22 protein-coding genes and 2 tRNA genes are annotated in these 15,336 nt (G+C 51.8%); 16 read left to right on the forward strand and 8 right to left on the reverse strand.

Translation table 11 applies throughout. From position 1 onward, the window contains the following. Positions 1-15 precede the first annotated feature (15 nt). Genes HOL66_08935 through HOL66_08945 form a run of 3 tightly spaced genes read right to left on the reverse strand, consistent with a single transcriptional unit; the run spans position 16 to position 1,131 of the window. Positions 16-396 carry a monovalent cation/H(+) antiporter subunit G gene (locus HOL66_08935; GenBank protein MBT5244360.1) on the reverse strand — a complete coding sequence of 127 codons (381 nt, stop codon included), beginning with the start codon at positions 394-396 and terminating at the stop codon, positions 16-18. After that, positions 393-680, reverse strand: coding sequence for a pH regulation protein F (locus tag HOL66_08940; protein ID MBT5244361.1), 288 nt, complete (start codon positions 678-680; stop codon positions 393-395). Before HOL66_08940 ends, HOL66_08935 begins: the two co-directional genes overlap by 4 nt. Before the next feature lies 1 nt (position 681). Continuing rightward, a complete protein-coding gene (locus HOL66_08945; GenBank protein MBT5244362.1) occupies positions 682-1,131 on the reverse strand; it encodes a hypothetical protein in 450 nt (149 codons plus the stop codon). 102 nt (positions 1,132-1,233) lie between these two features. On the opposite strand from HOL66_08945, the gene HOL66_08950 reads away from it, so the two are divergent. Together HOL66_08950 and HOL66_08955 are read left to right on the forward strand one after the other, a co-directional pair. Continuing rightward, positions 1,234-1,791, forward strand: coding sequence for a DUF192 domain-containing protein (locus HOL66_08950; protein ID MBT5244363.1), 558 nt, complete (start codon positions 1,234-1,236; stop codon positions 1,789-1,791). 48 nt (positions 1,792-1,839) lie between these two features. Then, complete coding sequence (locus tag HOL66_08955) at positions 1,840-2,313, forward strand: helix-turn-helix transcriptional regulator (protein MBT5244364.1); 474 nt, start codon at positions 1,840-1,842, stop codon at positions 2,311-2,313. On the opposite strand, the gene HOL66_08960 is transcribed toward HOL66_08955, so the two are convergent. Continuing rightward, positions 2,299-2,505, reverse strand: coding sequence for an RND transporter (locus tag HOL66_08960; protein MBT5244365.1), 207 nt, complete (start codon positions 2,503-2,505; stop codon positions 2,299-2,301). The two genes, HOL66_08955 and HOL66_08960, sit on opposite strands and share 15 nt — an antisense overlap. Before the next feature lie 186 nt (positions 2,506-2,691). Here HOL66_08960 and HOL66_08965 point away from each other — a divergent pair, with 186 nt between their 5' ends. The 5 genes from HOL66_08965 (at position 2,692) to HOL66_08985 (ending at position 4,734) form a co-directional block, all read left to right on the forward strand. Beyond that, a complete protein-coding gene (locus HOL66_08965; GenBank protein MBT5244366.1) occupies positions 2,692-3,111 on the forward strand; it encodes a heme-binding protein in 420 nt (139 codons plus the stop codon). A gap of 58 nt (positions 3,112-3,169) precedes the next feature. Then, positions 3,170-3,246: transfer RNA gene (locus HOL66_08970), tRNA-Pro, on the forward strand. A 75-nt stretch (positions 3,247-3,321) separates the two neighbouring features. Continuing rightward, on the forward strand, positions 3,322-3,621 hold the full coding sequence (locus tag HOL66_08975; GenBank protein ID MBT5244367.1) for an ETC complex I subunit: 300 nt from the start codon (positions 3,322-3,324) through the stop codon (positions 3,619-3,621). 12 nt (positions 3,622-3,633) lie between these two features. Beyond that, positions 3,634-3,710, forward strand: a tRNA-Arg gene (locus tag HOL66_08980). 100 nt (positions 3,711-3,810) lie between these two features. Continuing rightward, positions 3,811-4,734, forward strand: coding sequence for an amidohydrolase family protein (locus HOL66_08985; protein ID MBT5244368.1), 924 nt, complete (start codon positions 3,811-3,813; stop codon positions 4,732-4,734). Positions 4,735-4,857: 123 nt separating this feature from the next. Here the strand turns inward: HOL66_08985 and HOL66_08990 are convergent, their stop codons facing one another. Continuing rightward, a complete protein-coding gene (locus tag HOL66_08990; protein ID MBT5244369.1) occupies positions 4,858-5,175 on the reverse strand; it encodes a hypothetical protein in 318 nt (105 codons plus the stop codon). Between the two features lie 134 nt (positions 5,176-5,309). After that, the gene (gene hisI, locus HOL66_08995) at positions 5,310-5,696 is read right to left on the reverse strand and encodes a phosphoribosyl-AMP cyclohydrolase (protein ID MBT5244370.1); all 387 of its coding nucleotides are present in this window, start codon (positions 5,694-5,696) and stop codon (positions 5,310-5,312) included. A 127-nt stretch (positions 5,697-5,823) separates the two neighbouring features. On the opposite strand from hisI, the gene HOL66_09000 reads away from it, so the two are divergent. Beyond that, complete coding sequence (locus tag HOL66_09000; protein ID MBT5244371.1) at positions 5,824-6,183, forward strand: hypothetical protein; 360 nt, start codon at positions 5,824-5,826, stop codon at positions 6,181-6,183. A 7-nt stretch (positions 6,184-6,190) separates the two neighbouring features. Here the strand turns inward: HOL66_09000 and HOL66_09005 are convergent, their stop codons facing one another. Next, positions 6,191-7,027: a zinc ABC transporter solute-binding protein gene (locus HOL66_09005; protein MBT5244372.1), complete on the reverse strand. Its 837-nt coding sequence runs from the start codon at positions 7,025-7,027 to the stop codon at positions 6,191-6,193. Between the two features lie 107 nt (positions 7,028-7,134). Between HOL66_09005 and HOL66_09010 the strand changes: the two genes are divergently transcribed. The 3 genes from HOL66_09010 to HOL66_09020 are packed head-to-tail and all read left to right on the forward strand — an operon-like array spanning position 7,135 to position 9,128. Continuing rightward, positions 7,135-7,563 (forward strand): transcriptional repressor, encoded by a 429-nt coding sequence (locus tag HOL66_09010; protein ID MBT5244373.1) that lies wholly within the window; start codon positions 7,135-7,137, stop codon positions 7,561-7,563. Beyond that, complete coding sequence (gene znuC / locus HOL66_09015) at positions 7,556-8,341, forward strand: zinc ABC transporter ATP-binding protein ZnuC (protein ID MBT5244374.1); 786 nt, start codon at positions 7,556-7,558, stop codon at positions 8,339-8,341. The genes HOL66_09010 and znuC overlap by 8 nt, the downstream gene beginning before the upstream one ends. After that, complete coding sequence (locus tag HOL66_09020; protein MBT5244375.1) at positions 8,334-9,128, forward strand: hypothetical protein; 795 nt, start codon at positions 8,334-8,336, stop codon at positions 9,126-9,128. The genes znuC and HOL66_09020 overlap by 8 nt, the downstream gene beginning before the upstream one ends. Here HOL66_09020 and metC read toward each other — a convergent pair. Further along, a complete protein-coding gene (metC, locus tag HOL66_09025) occupies positions 9,112-10,272 on the reverse strand; it encodes a cystathionine beta-lyase (protein ID MBT5244376.1) in 1,161 nt (386 codons plus the stop codon). The two genes, HOL66_09020 and metC, sit on opposite strands and share 17 nt — an antisense overlap. A gap of 301 nt (positions 10,273-10,573) precedes the next feature. On the opposite strand from metC, the gene HOL66_09030 reads away from it, so the two are divergent. From HOL66_09030 to HOL66_09050, 5 genes are all read left to right on the forward strand, one after another. Beyond that, entirely contained in the window at positions 10,574-11,590 is a 1,017-nt protein-coding gene (locus HOL66_09030) for an amino acid ABC transporter substrate-binding protein (protein MBT5244377.1), read from the forward strand. 98 nt (positions 11,591-11,688) lie between these two features. Further along, positions 11,689-12,879, forward strand: a complete 1,191-nt coding sequence (locus HOL66_09035; protein MBT5244378.1) for an amino acid ABC transporter permease — start codon at positions 11,689-11,691, stop codon at positions 12,877-12,879. Positions 12,880-12,881: 2 nt separating this feature from the next. Further along, a complete protein-coding gene (locus HOL66_09040; GenBank protein ID MBT5244379.1) occupies positions 12,882-14,012 on the forward strand; it encodes an amino acid ABC transporter permease in 1,131 nt (376 codons plus the stop codon). A gap of 82 nt (positions 14,013-14,094) precedes the next feature. Beyond that, positions 14,095-14,820: an amino acid ABC transporter ATP-binding protein gene (locus tag HOL66_09045; GenBank protein MBT5244380.1), complete on the forward strand. Its 726-nt coding sequence runs from the start codon at positions 14,095-14,097 to the stop codon at positions 14,818-14,820. A 6-nt stretch (positions 14,821-14,826) separates the two neighbouring features. Beyond that, positions 14,827-15,093 carry a hypothetical protein gene (locus HOL66_09050; protein ID MBT5244381.1) on the forward strand — a complete coding sequence of 89 codons (267 nt, stop codon included), beginning with the start codon at positions 14,827-14,829 and terminating at the stop codon, positions 15,091-15,093. The last annotated feature ends 243 nt before the right edge of the window (positions 15,094-15,336 follow it).

Below are 15,336 nucleotides of genomic sequence, written 5' to 3' on the forward strand. Positions count from 1 at the left end.
GCAAGGTAATGACGATCAGGTCTTCGATAACCTTCTCCTCTCTTCTTCAAGTTCTTTCATCAGGGCCAGTTCTTTTTCGTCCGTATCATCATCATCGCAAAGCGGGATCATTCCCGCATCAAGGGCGGCGCGGGCCAAGGCATGGGTTGCAGTCGGCAGGGTGAACATCAGGAACAGGATAATCAAAAGTATCTTGATCGACACCAATGTCAGCCCGGCTTGCAGGATCATGCCAACAAACAGCATGACGACGCCCATGGTGTCGATGATGCCAGCGGCGTGAATGCGCGAAAACACATCCGGCAACCTGATCAGGCCGATGGCTCCAATCAGCATGAAAATGGAACCACCGAGAAACAGTCCCCAACTGGCGATATTGATCATCATGTCCATCAAATGTCACCCGGGTCGTCATCACGCAGGGGTTGGGCAAGGTCTCCGAAGCGGACGAACTTGGACACCGCGATGATGCCGATAAAACTAATCAGGGCATAAACCAGCGCGATATCAAGGAATTCTGGTCGACCCGTCAAAAACCCGTAAACAGAGATCAACAGGACTGTCAGCGTGCCGAAACTGTTGATTGCAAGAATCCGGTCGTAAACAGTTGGTCCCTTCAAGGCCCTGACAAGGACAAGAAGCATGGAGATCAGAATGGCGAGGGTGGCTGCGCTGAACATATCAGGTGTTTTCCACCGTGCCGTCGGCCGAACCTTCGACGGCGTGGACCCGGCGATCCATTTCGCCACTAAGCAACCCTTCAATGGAAACGGGGGTAAGGGCGTGAACTTCCAGGGCGCCATTATCCAGTCCCAGGGTTACGGTTCCCGGGGTCAAGGTGATTGAATTTGCGTAAAAGACGTGCCCCAGTTCGGTGACCTGTAAAGACTTGATATGCAACACCTTTGGCGTAATTGGCAATTTCGGGTCGAGAATGACCCGGGCAACGTCGAAGTTGGCCTTGACGATTTCCCAGGCCAGCCAGGGCCAATATAACAAAGCCCGCCAGCTGATATGGATAGGATGACCTTCATGGTCAATCACATCCATGCGATTGGCAAAAATGACCACAACGACGACCGAGCCCAGGCCAAGCGCTAGAAGCCAGGTTTCAAATATACCCGACAGCATCAACCATAATAACCCCATTACACTGCCAAGGCTTAACGCGTGTAGCAAATTGTTCTCCCTTCAGGGTGGTTTTTTACACCAACAGACAATAGATTTGTCGGCATGTTCGAGCCAGCGAAAAAGCATCCTGTTTTATCGATTTCCGCACTTCGGGAAAGTGCGGCGGTGTTGTTCCCGCCGGGTCGATTTGTAAAAGTCCTGTTTTTCATCATGCTGTTGGCAGGGGGGCTTGGCGGATTGTCGGGAGCTGTTTTTTCAGATGAAAATCAGGATGTGTTTTTTGAGCACTCCGAGCTGACAATCGTTACCACCACCAGCCGACATCATTTTCGCATCGAGTTGGCAAAAAGTATGGCTGCCCGTATGCGTGGTTTGATGGAACGCCGCCATCTGGATGGTGACGCGGGGATGTTATTCGATTATTCAAAGCCCAAACAAATTCACATGTGGATGAAAAACACCTTCATTCCCCTTGATATGATTTTTATCGACAGGTCGGGCAGGATTGTTCTTATTGTGGAAAATACCACACCCTTTTCTACAGATGTTATTGCCTCTCCCGGGCCGGTTCTGGCCGTTTTGGAATTGAACGGCGGCACGGCGGCACGGCTGGCTATAAAGACTGGCGATAGGGTGATCCATGATATCTTCCGGCCTTAGAACAGTTAAGATTGTGTGCTACAGGAAAAATCGGCTACTTTAGGTATTATGAAGAAAACTGATAAAAAACCGGCCAAAAAACGAGCCGCTCGACGCAAGGTTTCCGTTGATGGGCCGCGTCCCGTTGATATTCATGTTGGTGGTCGATTGCGCTTACGCCGCACCCTCTTGGGCATAAGCCAGGAAAAACTCGCCGATTCGGTCAATCTGACATTTCAGCAAATTCAGAAATACGAGCGCGGCGCCAACCGCATGGGGGCATCCAGACTTTATGAAATAGCGGGCATTCTTGATGTTTCCATTGGTTACTTCTTCGATGAGATGCCAAGGGATGTGCAAAATACCAAAGGCTCTTTCGCCAAGGGAATGGCCGATAAAACGCAGACAAAAATAGATGCTGACCCGCTGACCCGGCGTGAAACCCTGGAACTGGTTCGAGCCTACTACAAGATTACCAATCCGTCTGTCCGCAAGCGCCTGTACGAGCTGATCCGCTCGATCGGAAAATCAAGGCCTAAATAGTTTTACGGCAAGCAGGGCGCTGGGCGCCAGGTGCCAGAAAACATCGAATATATCCAGTGGCTTTTTCAGCGTTCCGGCCATTAACATCCTGAATTTTTCCAGCAGATGTGGTTCGGGTGTGAACGGTGCCAACGCCATCAGTATTGCCGCAACGACGAGCATTCCGGTCGGTATTCTGTCTAGCCATTCCATAATGGGCCTTTTAAGGACGAATGCTTGCGTGGGCAAGAAGAATGGGTAATTTTAAATTTTTGTTCCTGACAGGAGACCAAAGTGATTAGACAGCTTATTCTTGGCAGATCAGTTATTGCCGCCGGTGGCATCTTGATACTGGTTTGCCTTGTTTCGCCCGGGCAGGCGCATTCTGCCGATATTATCATGGTCCGGCGTATGACGATGGAATTGGCGGTTGATGTGGCACGTGCCGCCGTACAGTCCTGCCGGGACGCGGGTTATCAGGCCTCTGCGGTGGTTGTCGACAGGGTCGGAATTGTTCAGGCAGTCATGCGCGATACACTGGCCAACAGGTTTACCCTGCAGGCGGCTGAAGACAAGGCCAATGCGGTGATTCTATCAGGCGTAGATTCGTCTGAATTTCGTCTCAATCGCCAGGATATTCGTCCCGAAATCAATCAAATCGAAGGTGTGTTGATGATGGATGGCGGCGTTGCTATCCGGGCCGCCGGTTCGATCATCGGCGCCGTTGGGGTCAGTGGCGCTCCGGGCGGCGACAAGGATGAAATTTGTGCCCGGGCAGGGGTGGACGAGGTTCAGGACCGTCTCGACTTTGCTGATTGATAAAGCTTGAAATTAGGCTCTTGCTTATATGACTATAAAACCCTAGAACCCCCTGATACGGGGCGTAGCGCAGTCTGGTAGCGCATCCGGTTTGGGACCGGAAGGTCGGAGGTTCAAATCCTCTCGCCCCGACCACTCTCAATTGGCTCTTCCTATGGCGCAGAATTGTTGTATTCTTTTGTGCAGGTTATCCCCTATGGAGAAATTCCGATGAGCCAGGTCCGCATCTATCAACCGACCAAGAACGCCATGCAGTCAGGTCGTGCCAAATTGGGTGGCTGGGTGCTTGAACATGAACCCGGTGCGGCCAAACGGGCAGATCCGTTGATGGGCTGGATTGGCTCTGACGATGATACCAAGGGGCAGGTTTGCCTGCGCTTTGAAACCCGCGATGAAGCGGTCGCCTTCGCCAAAATAAATGACCTGGATTACAGCGTTACCGAACCCAAAGTCAGGCGGGTTAAACCGAAAGACTACTCGGCCAATTTCGCTTACGACCGCATCAGATAAAGCGGTCCAAAAGGCCCCGTAGCTCAACCGGATAGAGCGCGAGATTTCTAATCTTGAGGTTGCAGGTTCGAGTCCTGCCGGGGTCACCATCTCCTCAAGCTTAAGTCTAAAAAAGACATAATTTTCAATCTTTTTTTGGGGGGTAGAGAAAACATGAGAATTTATAATAAGTTAGACCGATGCCTGTTGATGGCATCTTTTTCTGCAATTATTTTCAGCAGCTTATTCACGGGCGATTTGGCGCGGGCCGAAGAGATGCCTCTGGCCGATCTGCACTTCCACCCGGACTCCAGCAGTTCACCGGGTAAAATGCTGAAGGAACAGGACCAAAGCGGCGTTAAGTGGGCAGGGTTGGGCGTCAAAGGTGCAAACGCCGATAGCAGGGGGACTGAAGCTGACTTTTCGGCAGCGTTTGGCAACCGGCTGATCTTGTTTGGCGGGCAGTCGGAACTGAACCTGATTTTCAAGAAGGGCGGATTGAAGGCTGCTGAATCCGCAACAACGCCAGAATTTAAAAAATTGATGGCACGTTTGGAAGAGGACCTGAAGTCAAAAAGAATTAAGGGTATTGGCGAGATTTTCGTCAACAACAAGACGAGTTCCCAAACCGGATGGATGAAGCGCAGGATGAAAACCGACGCTGCCTCAATGCGTGCAATTTTTGCGCTGGCGGCAAAGTACAAGGCCTTCGTCGGCATCCATATGGAGTGGAAATCAGATTCAGTCAAACAACTGGAAACAGTCTTGAAGGCCTCGCCGGGTATGAAGCTCCTTATTAATCATTGCGGCAGCGAAAACAAAGCCTCGCAGATGCGACCGTTCCTGAAGAAATACCCAAACGCCTATTGTGAACTTTCTTTTCGCTATCCACCGGTCATGCCAAAGAAGGCAAAAAGAAGAATTATCTTCACCGAAAGTTCTTTCGACAAAGATTGGAAGAGTTTGATAGAAGATTTTCCTGATCGCTTCATGATTGGAACCGACGCTCACAATTCCAAACAGTACACTGATTCGATCAAAACGGTACGCAAGGGCTTGCTGAAAAAACTAACACCCAAAACCGCCAAAATGGTCGCCTATGGCAATGCACAGAAACTCTTTGATCTTAAATAGGGCAAAGGGTCAGTTAACGGATCAAACCTGATGCGCGCTGATCTCGTTTAACTGCCTGTAAAGGGACTTCCGGGTTCACCATCTTCTCAAGCCCATGGACCTGAGAAGATGGCGCGCGGTTGGTCAGGTTATCACGACCACTTTTATTTCAGGCCGGGTGTTGTTGACGATTTCCATAACCTTGCTGCGGTTTTTCATCTGCATGACGCGGATACTTTCAAGCATTTTCTCGAATTCCGCAGGGGATTTGCGAGCACTCGTGTTGGTGGTGCGGATTTCGTCCATGATTCGGCTGCGTTGCTCAGCCTGGTTGGAATGAATTTTCTCGATCATGGCTTTAAATTCTGCCGGGAATTGGGCGTTTGATGCACTGGCGATGCCGCCGGTTGCGGTTGCGGCGGCGACGGTCAGGGCCATGGCGAGAGCTTTATATTTAATCATTTTTCCAGTCTCCAGTTATCGTTTCAGTTGGGGGGTGTGTTCGATGACGTGGAGAATGGCAAAGTCGTGCTGAATGAATACTGAAGGGCGCATTCATATTCGCTTCAGGCCCGGTTCATGTGGCGTTCAGGGATTTATTTATACAGCGTGTCGGGATCGACTTCAGGCTCTGCGATAACCGTCACTTCGCCATCGCGGATGGCATTGAAGAAGCAGTTGCGCCTTCCGGTGTGACAGGCGACGCCTTTTTGTTCAACCAGCACCAGCAGGGTATCGGCGTCGCAATCCCAGCGCAGTTCCTTCAGGGTCTGTTCCTGACCCGAACTTTCACCCTTGCGCCACAGCTTTGCCCGTGAGCGCGAATAGTAACAGACACGCCCGGTGTCCAGGGTTTCGGCAACGGACTCGCTGTTCATCCAGGCCATCATCAAAATCTCGCCCGTATCATGCTGTTGGGCGATGGCCGGGATCAGGCCGTCGTCATTGAATTTCAGTTGGGATAGCAAGGCTTGGCTGTTCATGACGCTCGTGTTCCTTGGGGTTCCTTCAAACAGGGCAATTCCGGGTTGTTCGTCAACCGTTTCATAAAATCGCATTATATACTATGATTGTTCAGCGAGCACGCAAGCTTAAGGGAGCCGCAGTTAAATGGTGGCACAGGAAAAAAGCGAGAATAAGCGGGAACACGATAGGGTCTCTGACCCCTCTATTCGCCTGAAAATCGGCGCTAAAATCTACCATTCCATCAACTGGAGCTTGGGTGGCATTTTGATTGACGGGTATGAAGGTGGCTTGAGCTCGGGTTCGCTGTTGTCGATAACCGAGATTGGCCTCAGTCGTGGCGTCATGACGCCGGTTAAAGTTCAGGCGCGGGTTATTCGTGCCGATGATGAATTTTCCATTCTTGCCGTACAGATGCTGGAAATTGATCAGTCGGCTTATGCCATTTTGCAAAAACTGCTGGTTAAAAAAATGCAGATCATGAAGGCGCGGCCACAACCAGGCTGAACGGTTTCTATTGAAGGCAGGACGCCACGGCGTCGATATTTGTTTCCATCATTTTAAAGTACAATGTCGGTCCCGGTTTGTAGGCTGCGCCCAAAGGGTCGAGCTCGAACACCCGCATCTTTTTGTGGTCCTCAAGTATGCTGGAGAGCAGGGGGGATTTGAATTGCGGTTCTCGAAACAGGCAACGCGCACCACTTTCACCAATCAGGCGGCGTATCGTGCTGACCTGTTTCGCCCCCGCCGGTCGTTCCGGACTGAGGGCGACAGCGCCAGCAATACTCAATCCAAAGGATCTGGCGAAATGGCTCCAGGCGTCATGGAAGACAAGAAACGGTTCTTTGGCGATGGCAGAAAGTTTGCCCATCCCATATGCCTGCAATGCCCGTAAACGATCTGTAAGGGCATTTGCATTGCTTTTGTAGCTGTCGGTATTTGCGGGATCGGTTTTTATAAGGGCCAAGGCGATTTTACTGACCATGGAAATCGCCAGCTTTGGTGATAACCATAAATGCGGATCGCCGGACTTTACTTCAATCAGGGTGATGACTTTCGAGCGTGAAGAAAGGGCGCCAATCGGCTTTTGCAAAAACAATTCCATGTCTGGTCCCATCCAGATGACAACGTCAGCACGGCTTAAGGCGCGGGCATCTGATGGCTTCAGGCTGTAGCTGTGGGGGGAGCGGCTTCCTTTGACAATCAATGAAGGCTCGCCGACACCGTCCATAACAGCGGCAACCAGTGAATGGACCGGCTTGATGGAAACCGCGACCGAAAGCCCAGCCTCGGCGGGACTGGTCAGTAACAGGCAGATCAGAGCGAAAAGGATTGTCTTCGTGTGACGCATTACATTATGTTATATTATAACGTTTTCGTGTCAAGCTAGCCAGTTTAGGGATTTGCGCTGTGTTTAATCAAAGCGGCCATAATCACGGTCATTGTGTAGAGACGGCCATGCAATCGGCTGTCGATTTGTGTAACCAGCGCGGTGCCCGCTTAACGACGTTGCGCCGCAGGGTGTTGGAATTGATCTGGAAAAGTCATAAGCCGGTGGGCGCCTATGAGTTGCTCGATATTTTAAAAACCGAACGTCGCAACGCCCAACCGCCAACGGTTTACCGGGCCCTTGATTTTCTGCTTGAGTTGGGGTTGGTTCACCGTATTGAAAGTCTGAATGCGTTCATCGGTTGTTGTGCGCCTGATACCACGCATTCATCGCAGTTCCTGATTTGCAGGGACTGTGGTGCGGCGGCTGAAATCTCCGATAACCGCCTTGATAAGGCGATCGAAGGATTGGCCGACGAGGCCGGTTTTTCTGTCCTTCACCGTATCATCGAAGTGGCGGGGCATTGCCCCAATTGTCGTGTGCCCGGTCATGAGTGAGGCATTAATAGAAGCCCGCGGCATTGATGTGTCGTTTTCCGGAAGACAGGTTCTTAAAGACGGTGAAGCCAGGGTCGGGGTTGGCGAAATCGTCACCCTGATTGGCCCCAACGGAGCAGGAAAAACGACCATGGCCCGGGTCATGCTGGGCTTGCTTACCGCAAATAAGGGCGATGTTATCCGCCGTGCGGATTTGCGGATCGGATACATGCCGCAACGCCTGAATATTGATCCGGCACTGCCAATCAGCGTCAAACGATTCCTGTCCCTGGGGCTTTCCCGCCGCGATGTGGGGCATGGATTGCGTCAAGGTGTGCTTAAAGAGACAGGTGTTGATCATGTTGCCGACAGCCCGATCCAGAATATATCCGGCGGTGAGATGCAACGGGTTTTGTTGGCTCGCGCCTTGCTCCGCAATCCGGATTTGCTGGTTTTGGACGAGCCGGTTCAAGGCGTTGATTTGAGCGGCCAGGCCGAACTGTACGCCCTGATCAGGGGGATCAGGGATCATAGAGGCTGCGGGGTGCTGATGGTGTCTCACGACCTGCATATGGTGATGGCGGCGACTGATCATGTCATTTGCCTGAACCAGCATGTCTGTTGCGCCGGTCATCCCGAGACGGTTTCCCGGCATCCGGAATTCGTTGCCTTGTTTGGTGAAACGGTGGCAGCCGAGCTGAGCATCTATCACCATGACCATGATCACGAACATGACGTCCACGGCAACGTCATATCCAGTCATGACCATCCTCATGAGCATGAGCACGATCATGGATGATTTTCTGATCCGGGCCCTGCTTGCCGGTTGCGCCGTCGCCATCGTTGCCGGTCCCCTTGGCGCTTTCGTTGTCTGGCGGCGGATGGCTTATTTTGGCGCGACCTTATCCCACGCTTCCCTGCTGGGTATTGCTCTTGGACTGTTGTTGGGGGTTGAGACAACCCTGGGCGTGCTTGCCGTCTGTATCGTCGTTGCTTTGTTGATGGGGCTGCGCCACCGCTCCATGCGGACAGAGATGCTTAGCGAGGATACGGTGCTGGGTATTCTCGCCCACGGAACTTTGGCGCTGGGGCTTGTCGCCATTGCTTTCCTTGGGGATGTCCGCTTCGACCTTAACGCCTATCTGTTTGGTGATATTCTGGCGGTGACGAGGGACGATTTGTACGGTCTGTATCTTGGCGGGGTCGTGGTCGGGACTGTTCTGGCGTTTATTTGGCGACCCTTGTTATCGGCAACTGTCGATGAAGAACTTGCCATTGTTGAAGGCGCCCCGGTTCATACCCACCGTCTTGTTTATATGCTTGTTCTGGCAGGCGTCGTTGCCCTGGCCATGAAGGTCGTGGGCATACTGCTGGTGACGTCGCTTTTGATCATTCCCGCCGCTGCGGCCCGTCAACTTTCGACAACGCCCGAGCAGATGGCGGGGCTTGCCGCCATCTGCGGGTGTTTATCCGTTGCCGGTGGCCTTTGGGGTTCGGCGACATATGATACGCCTTCTGGCCCGTCCATCGTCGTCGCCGCCCTAATCTTGTTCATCGTCTTTCGACTATTCAGGCGTTTAGCCTGACAAAACCCGCTTCAAGGTCGGCAATCAGGTCTTCTGGCGCTTCCAGTCCCGCGTGGATGCGGATGAGTTGTCCAGACGCCCATGGCAGTGCAGATCTGGGCGGTGTGGTGCCGTAGGGAACGATCAGGCTTTCAAATCCGCCCCAGCTGTAGCCCATGGCGAACAGTTCCATGTCATCGAGCATGGCGGCGACGTGAGTCTTGGTGAATTCCTCCTTAAGAACAAAACCGAACAGGCCGCTTGAGCCGGTGAAATCCCGTTTCCAGTTTTCATGACCGGGGCAGGAAGGCAAGGCAGGGTGCAGGACATGATCGACCTCGGGGCGCTGATCAAGCCAGTTCGCCAGTTTCAAGCCGGTTTCCTGGTGAATGGGCAAGCGAGCGTTGATTGTCCGAATACCGCGAAGGGCGAGGAAACAATCATCGGGGGCGGCACCGTAACCCAATTCACAGGCGGCATCCTTGATTTTGATAAAATCCTCATCGTTCATGGCGATGGAGCCCATCATAAGATCGGAATGGCCACCGATATACTTCGTCACGGCCTGTACCGATACGTCGACACCCATATCGGGGGCGCTAAGATAGACGCCGCCGCTCCAGGTGTTGTCGAGAATGACTTTGGCCCCGCCGTCATGGGCGGCCTGGCAAATTGCCGGAAGGTCCTGTACCTCGAAAGTCAGTGAGCCCGGCGCTTCGGTGAAGACAACTTTTGTTTCCGGTCGCATCAGTTCACTGATACCGGCCCCGATCATCGGGTCGTAATAGGTCGTCTCGATGCCAAAGCGTTTGAGCATACTGTCGCAAAAGCGTCTTGTTGGCCGGTAGGTGCTGTCGACCATCAGTAAATGATCACCATTACCCAGGAAAGCCAGCAGGGCGGCGCAAATGGCGGCCAACCCGGAAGGTACAGCGATGGCTTGATCATAGCCTTCAAGTTCAGCGATTGCTTCTTCCAGGGCTTTACTGGTCGGCGTCGCCGTAAGGCCGTATGTATAGCCCTCGTAACGGTTTGCCGCCCCTTTGTACAGGGCTTCAACAGTCGGGAAAAGGATCGTCGAGGCATGATAAACGGGTGGGTTGACGATGCCGAAATTAGCCTCCGGATCGCGACCCGCAGTCAGAATTCTTGTTTGCTTTTTCATGTTTTTTTGCAGCTTTCTTAAGGGTGTTATTCGTTGGCTGGGATCATGCATATTTTCTTAAGGGGATGCCAGTCACGAATGGATATATACGACCTTTGTCATAAAATGAAAATTGCGGGTAGGTAAAAAAAATGCCAAACCCACCCCTTAGCGCTTGAGACTGTTGAGACTTTCATGCTACGGACTTAAAGCTTCTTTGTTTCGATACATTCACTTTTACTCATGTGTGAGCTGAAATCAGTGACTGTGAGGGATGTATCGTTAGAGGTTAAAAATTATAAATCCACCAGGGAGAGTACTAATGAAGAAATCCGTTAAATTTTTATCCGTTCTTGCGACTGCTGCTTTAGTCAGCTCAGCCGCCAGTGCGGGTACGCTTGATGATGTTAAGACAAAAGGCTTCGTCCAATGTGGTGTGAGTCAGGGTCTTCCCGGCTTCTCCAACCCGGATGCAAGTGGTAACTGGACTGGCCTCGACGTCGATGTATGTCGTGCTGTCGCCGCAGCCGTTCTGGGCGACGCCAAGAAGGTCAAGTTCTCACCGTTGTCGGCCAAGGAACGTTTTACCGCTCTGCAGTCTGGCGAAGTCGATGTGCTGTCCCGTAACACTACTTGGACGGCAACACGTGACACCGCCCTGGGCCTGAACTTCGCTGGCGTCAACTACTACGATGGTCAGGGCTTCATGGTTCGTAAATCCCTCGGCGTTAAAAGTGCTATGGAACTTGCCGGTGCCGCTGTTTGCACCAACCTTGGCACCACGACCGAATTGAACGTTGCTGACTTCTTCCGTGCCAATAACATGGATTACAAGCTGGTTGCGTTTGAAAAAGCTGACGAAGTTGTCGCCGCATACGACGCTGGTCGTTGCGACGTATACACCACTGACCAATCCGGTCTTGCTGCACAGCGTATCAAGCTGGGTTCCCCGGATGACCATATGGTTCTGCCGGAAGTTATTTCCAAAGAACCTCTTGGTCCTGTTGTCCGTCATGGTGATGACCAGTGGCTCGATGTCGTTAAATGGACCCTGTTTGCAATGCAGGAAGCCGAAGAAATGGGCATCGATTCCGGTAATGCCGACGCTATGAAGTCCAGCGATAACCCGGGCATCAAGCGTTTGATGGGCACCGAAGGTGATGTCGGTAAGAACCTCGGCCTCAGCGCCGATTGGGCTTACAACATTGTCAAACAGGTCGGAAACTATGGCCAGAGCTTTGAAGCTCATGTTGGCCCTAACACCACGTTGCAGCTGCCCCGCGGTGTTAACAACCTGTGGAACAATGGCGGGTTGATTTACCCGATGCCGGCACGCTAATCCGGTAAGCTAAAAAGGTATGTGCCCGGCCCAAAAGGTCGGGCACATGTCCTTTTATTCCAAAATAATTCTATCCACTAAGTCGGGGGAGGCTTTTCGTGGCTGAGGAAATTCTAGAGACTCAAAAACCGGCAAAACCGCCATTTTATAATGATCCTGTTTACAGGGCCATTTTTTTCCAGGTTGTGGTATTGGGCGGTGTTTTATTTCTAGGGTACACCCTGGTTTCCAATACCCTTCACAACCTTGAACGTCAGGGCATCGCCTCGGGCTTCGATTTCATGGGCACGACGGCCGGGTTCTCTATTTTGATGAGCCTGATTGAATATACTGAATCTGACAGTTACTTCCGCGCCTTCCTGGTCTCGCTATTAAATACCTTGCTGGTTGCCGCCCTGGGCGTCTTCTTTGCGACCATTCTGGGCTTCCTTATTGGTATTGCGCGCCTGTCCAGCAACTGGCTGATCTCAAGGATTGCCACCGTTTATATCGAAACCCTGCGCAATATCCCCTTGTTGCTGCAAATTTTCTTCTGGTATTTCGGTGTTCTGCGTAATCTACCATCGCCAAAACAGAGCGTTAATTTTCTGGATATGTTTTTTCTTAACAATCGTGGCCTTTATTCCCCAAATCCGATTCCAGAGGAAGGTTTCGCAGGGATCATGTGGTCGGTCCTTGCCGCTTTTGTAATCATCTTTTATATGGCCCGTTGGGCCCACAAACGCCAGGAAGCAACCGGTCAGCAGTTCCATACGGTCTACTATTCAATAGGTATTCTGATTGCTTTGCCTTTGATTGCCACCATCATTACCGGTTTTCCCATGCATTGGGATTATCCATCGTTACAGGGCTTCAACTTCAAGGGCGGATTGAGTCTTATTCCGGAACTGGTTTCCCTGACGCTGGCCTTGTCGCTGTATACGGCGTCGTTCATCGCTGAAATCGTCCGCGCCGGTATCATGGCAGTCAGCCATGGGCAGACAGAAGCGTCCTACGCACTGGGTCTTAAAGCCGGACCGACGCTGCGTTTTGTGGTTATTCCACAGGCCCTGCGCGTTATCATCCCGCCGCTGACCTCGCAATACCTGAACCTGACTAAGAACTCGTCCCTGGCCGCCGCCATCGCTTATCCGGACATGGTGCTGGTGTTTGCCGGTACGGTGTTGATGCAAACCGGTCAGGCGGTTGAGGTGCTTTCGATCACCATGGGCGTTTATCTGACGATCAGCTTGCTGATTTCAGCGTTTATGAACTGGTATAATAATAAAATGGCATTGGTGGAGCGCTGATCATGACTGACCGAAAATCCACCACCCATGATTTAGGCGACCATCCTGATTGGGCCCCCCCGGCCAGCACCGTTGGTGCCGTTGGCTGGATAAGGTCAAATCTTTTATCTTCACCGCTCAACATCATTTTGACGCTTATTTCCTTTTGGCTGATCTACATCACAGTGCCGCCGATCATCAGTTGGGCCTTCATTGATGCGATTTGGAGTGGTGATTCCGCCAAATCCTGTCGTAATGAACAAGGCGGCCCCCTGCCTGTGGCGTGCTGGATTTATATCGACCACTGGTTTAATTTCCTGATGTACGGCCTGTATCCGAAAGCCGAACAATGGCGCATCAACTCGGCTTATGTCTTGTTGATTGCCGGTATGATCCCGTTGTTCGTTCCCGGCTTTAAGTACAAGGGCTGGGTTTCCGTATTCCTGTTGTTCGTCTTTCCGGTCATCGCCTACTTCCTGTTCGCGGGTGGTTCCTTTAGCTTGCCGGATGTTGAAACACCGCTATGGGGCGGTTTGTTCCTGACCCTTGTCATTGCCATTACCGGTATTGTCGCATCCTTACCCATCGGTATCGTTCTGGCCCTTGGACGACAATCAGACATGCCCATCGTCAAGGCCCTTTGTGTCGCCTTCATTGAATTCTGGCGCGGTGTGCCTTTGATTACAGTGTTGTTTATGTCGTCGGTGATGTTCCCGCTGTTCATGCCCGAAGGAATGACTTTTGATAAATTGATCCGAGCTCTTGTCGGTGTCGCGCTGTTCTCTGCCGCCTACATGGCCGAGGTTGTTCGTGGCGGCTTGCAGGCGATTCCCAAGGGGCAGACAGAAGCTGCGGGCGCACTTGGTCTCAGCTATTGGAAAACCATGGGCCTGATTATCCTGCCGCAAGCCCTGAAGATGGTTATTCCCGGTATTGTCAACACTTTCATCGGACTCTTCAAGGACACCACCTTGGTGCTGATTATCGGCCTGTTTGATTTCCTGGGTGTAATCCAGGCGACCTTCACCAATCCTGAATGGGGTGGCTTCCATACAACGGGTTATGTGTTTGCAGCATTTATTTACTGGTGTTTCTGTTTCTCGATGTCGCGCTACAGCATGCATCTGGAAAAGAAACTTCACACCGGCCATTAATATTCGGAAGTAGACGGAGAAAATTATGTCTGAGATAGAGATTCAACAACCGACCAAGGAAATGATCGTTTCCGACGATGTTATGATCCATATGAACGCGGTTCATAAATGGTACGGTGAATTCCATGTCCTCAAGGACATCAACCTGAAGGTTAACAAGGGTGAAAGAATCGTTGTTTGCGGTCCTTCCGGTTCCGGTAAATCAACGATGATCCGTTGCCTGAACCGCCTGGAAGAGCACCAGCAGGGACAAATTATCGTCGAAGGCACAGAGCTGACAGGTGACTTGAAGCATATCGAGCAAATCCGCCGTGAAGTCGGCATGGTGTTCCAGCACTTCAACCTGTTCCCGCATTTGTCCATTCTTGACAATCTCACCCTGGCGCCCATCTGGGTGCGCAAGATGCCGAAGGCCGAAGCCGAAGACATTGCCATGAAGTATCTGGAACGGGTTAAAATTCCCGAGCAGGCTGCCAAGTACCCGGGCCAGCTTTCGGGTGGTCAGCAGCAGCGGGTCGCCATTGCCCGTTCGCTGTGCATGAGCCCCAAGATCATGCTGTTTGATGAGCCGACATCCGCCCTTGATCCGGAAATGATCAAGGAAGTGCTCGACGTGATGGTCGAACTGGCCCAGGAAGGCATGACCATGATCGTGGTGACCCACGAAATGGGCTTTGCCAAAACCGTCGCCAACCGGGTCATTTTTATGGATGAGGGTCAGATTATTGAAGAGAATGAGCCTAATGAGTTCTTCGATAATCCGCAGAACGACCGCACCAAGCTGTTCTTAAGCCAGATTTTGCATTAGGAATTGATGATGACGAAAAGTCTAAGAGAACGGGCTGAATCTGCGACCAGGGAAGTGAATTCCATCATTGGGGTGTCGGCTGACGATCACTCCAAGGAGGTTGCGGACGCTATTGAGCAGACCATCATCAATGCCCTGCTGGAAGAGCGTCATCGCTGTGCCGATGTTGCTCTTAAATGCTGTGAGGATGATCAGGACAAGGCGCACCAGATTTCAGAAGAAATCCGCCGTGTAAATACGGCGCTGATGGCTAACCTGTCAGCCCTGCGCTAGTGTGATGGTTCTAATATCCGGCGCACTAAGAGCGCCGGATATTAGAACCATCACACGCGATTCAATAAATTAGTGGCCTGCTTAACCCAGCAATTAATGAAATTAATTAGAGCCTCCTCAGAAAGCGACGTCCAATAGAGTTTGTTGATTTGGCTTTGTCATCGGAGCCGTGATGGGTTCTTTTGGAAGGCGTATTTTTTCCATTAAGGCGGTCATCAGGCGGCGATAAAGGCGTTTTGTCAC

The sequence above is a fragment of the Rhodospirillaceae bacterium genome, from assembly GCA_018662005.1.
Taxonomy (GTDB): domain Bacteria; phylum Pseudomonadota; class Alphaproteobacteria; order Rhodospirillales; family JABHCV01; genus JACNJU01.

Excerpts from the sequence above, each read along its gene's own strand:
- HOL66_08990 (MBT5244369.1), bottom strand. The coding sequence starts at position 5,175 with ATGATTAAATATAAAGCTCTCGCCATGGCCCTGACCGTCGCCGCCGCA.
- HOL66_09050 (MBT5244381.1), top strand. The coding sequence starts at position 14,827 with ATGATGACGAAAAGTCTAAGAGAACGGGCTGAATCTGCGACCAGGGAA.
- HOL66_08965 (MBT5244366.1), top strand. The coding sequence starts at position 2,692 with ATGGTCCGGCGTATGACGATGGAATTGGCGGTTGATGTGGCACGTGCC.
- HOL66_08960 (MBT5244365.1), bottom strand. The coding sequence starts at position 2,505 with ATGGAATGGCTAGACAGAATACCGACCGGAATGCTCGTCGTTGCGGCA.
- HOL66_08975 (MBT5244367.1), top strand. The coding sequence starts at position 3,322 with ATGAGCCAGGTCCGCATCTATCAACCGACCAAGAACGCCATGCAGTCA.
- hisI (MBT5244370.1), bottom strand. The coding sequence starts at position 5,696 with ATGAACAGCCAAGCCTTGCTATCCCAACTGAAATTCAATGACGACGGC.
- HOL66_08945 (MBT5244362.1), bottom strand. The coding sequence starts at position 1,131 with ATGCTGTCGGGTATATTTGAAACCTGGCTTCTAGCGCTTGGCCTGGGC.
- metC (MBT5244376.1), bottom strand. The coding sequence starts at position 10,272 with ATGAAAAAGCAAACAAGAATTCTGACTGCGGGTCGCGATCCGGAGGCT.
- HOL66_09045 (MBT5244380.1), top strand. The coding sequence starts at position 14,095 with ATGATCCATATGAACGCGGTTCATAAATGGTACGGTGAATTCCATGTC.
- znuC (MBT5244374.1), top strand. The coding sequence starts at position 7,556 with ATGAGTGAGGCATTAATAGAAGCCCGCGGCATTGATGTGTCGTTTTCC.
- HOL66_09030 (MBT5244377.1), top strand. The coding sequence starts at position 10,574 with ATGAAGAAATCCGTTAAATTTTTATCCGTTCTTGCGACTGCTGCTTTA.
- HOL66_08985 (MBT5244368.1), top strand. The coding sequence starts at position 3,811 with ATGGCATCTTTTTCTGCAATTATTTTCAGCAGCTTATTCACGGGCGAT.
- HOL66_08950 (MBT5244363.1), top strand. The coding sequence starts at position 1,234 with ATGTTCGAGCCAGCGAAAAAGCATCCTGTTTTATCGATTTCCGCACTT.
- HOL66_09010 (MBT5244373.1), top strand. The coding sequence starts at position 7,135 with ATGCAATCGGCTGTCGATTTGTGTAACCAGCGCGGTGCCCGCTTAACG.
- HOL66_09040 (MBT5244379.1), top strand. The coding sequence starts at position 12,882 with ATGACTGACCGAAAATCCACCACCCATGATTTAGGCGACCATCCTGAT.
- HOL66_09000 (MBT5244371.1), top strand. The coding sequence starts at position 5,824 with ATGGTGGCACAGGAAAAAAGCGAGAATAAGCGGGAACACGATAGGGTC.
- HOL66_08940 (MBT5244361.1), bottom strand. The coding sequence starts at position 680 with ATGTTCAGCGCAGCCACCCTCGCCATTCTGATCTCCATGCTTCTTGTC.
- HOL66_09005 (MBT5244372.1), bottom strand. The coding sequence starts at position 7,027 with ATGCGTCACACGAAGACAATCCTTTTCGCTCTGATCTGCCTGTTACTG.
- HOL66_09020 (MBT5244375.1), top strand. The coding sequence starts at position 8,334 with ATGGATGATTTTCTGATCCGGGCCCTGCTTGCCGGTTGCGCCGTCGCC.
- HOL66_08955 (MBT5244364.1), top strand. The coding sequence starts at position 1,840 with ATGAAGAAAACTGATAAAAAACCGGCCAAAAAACGAGCCGCTCGACGC.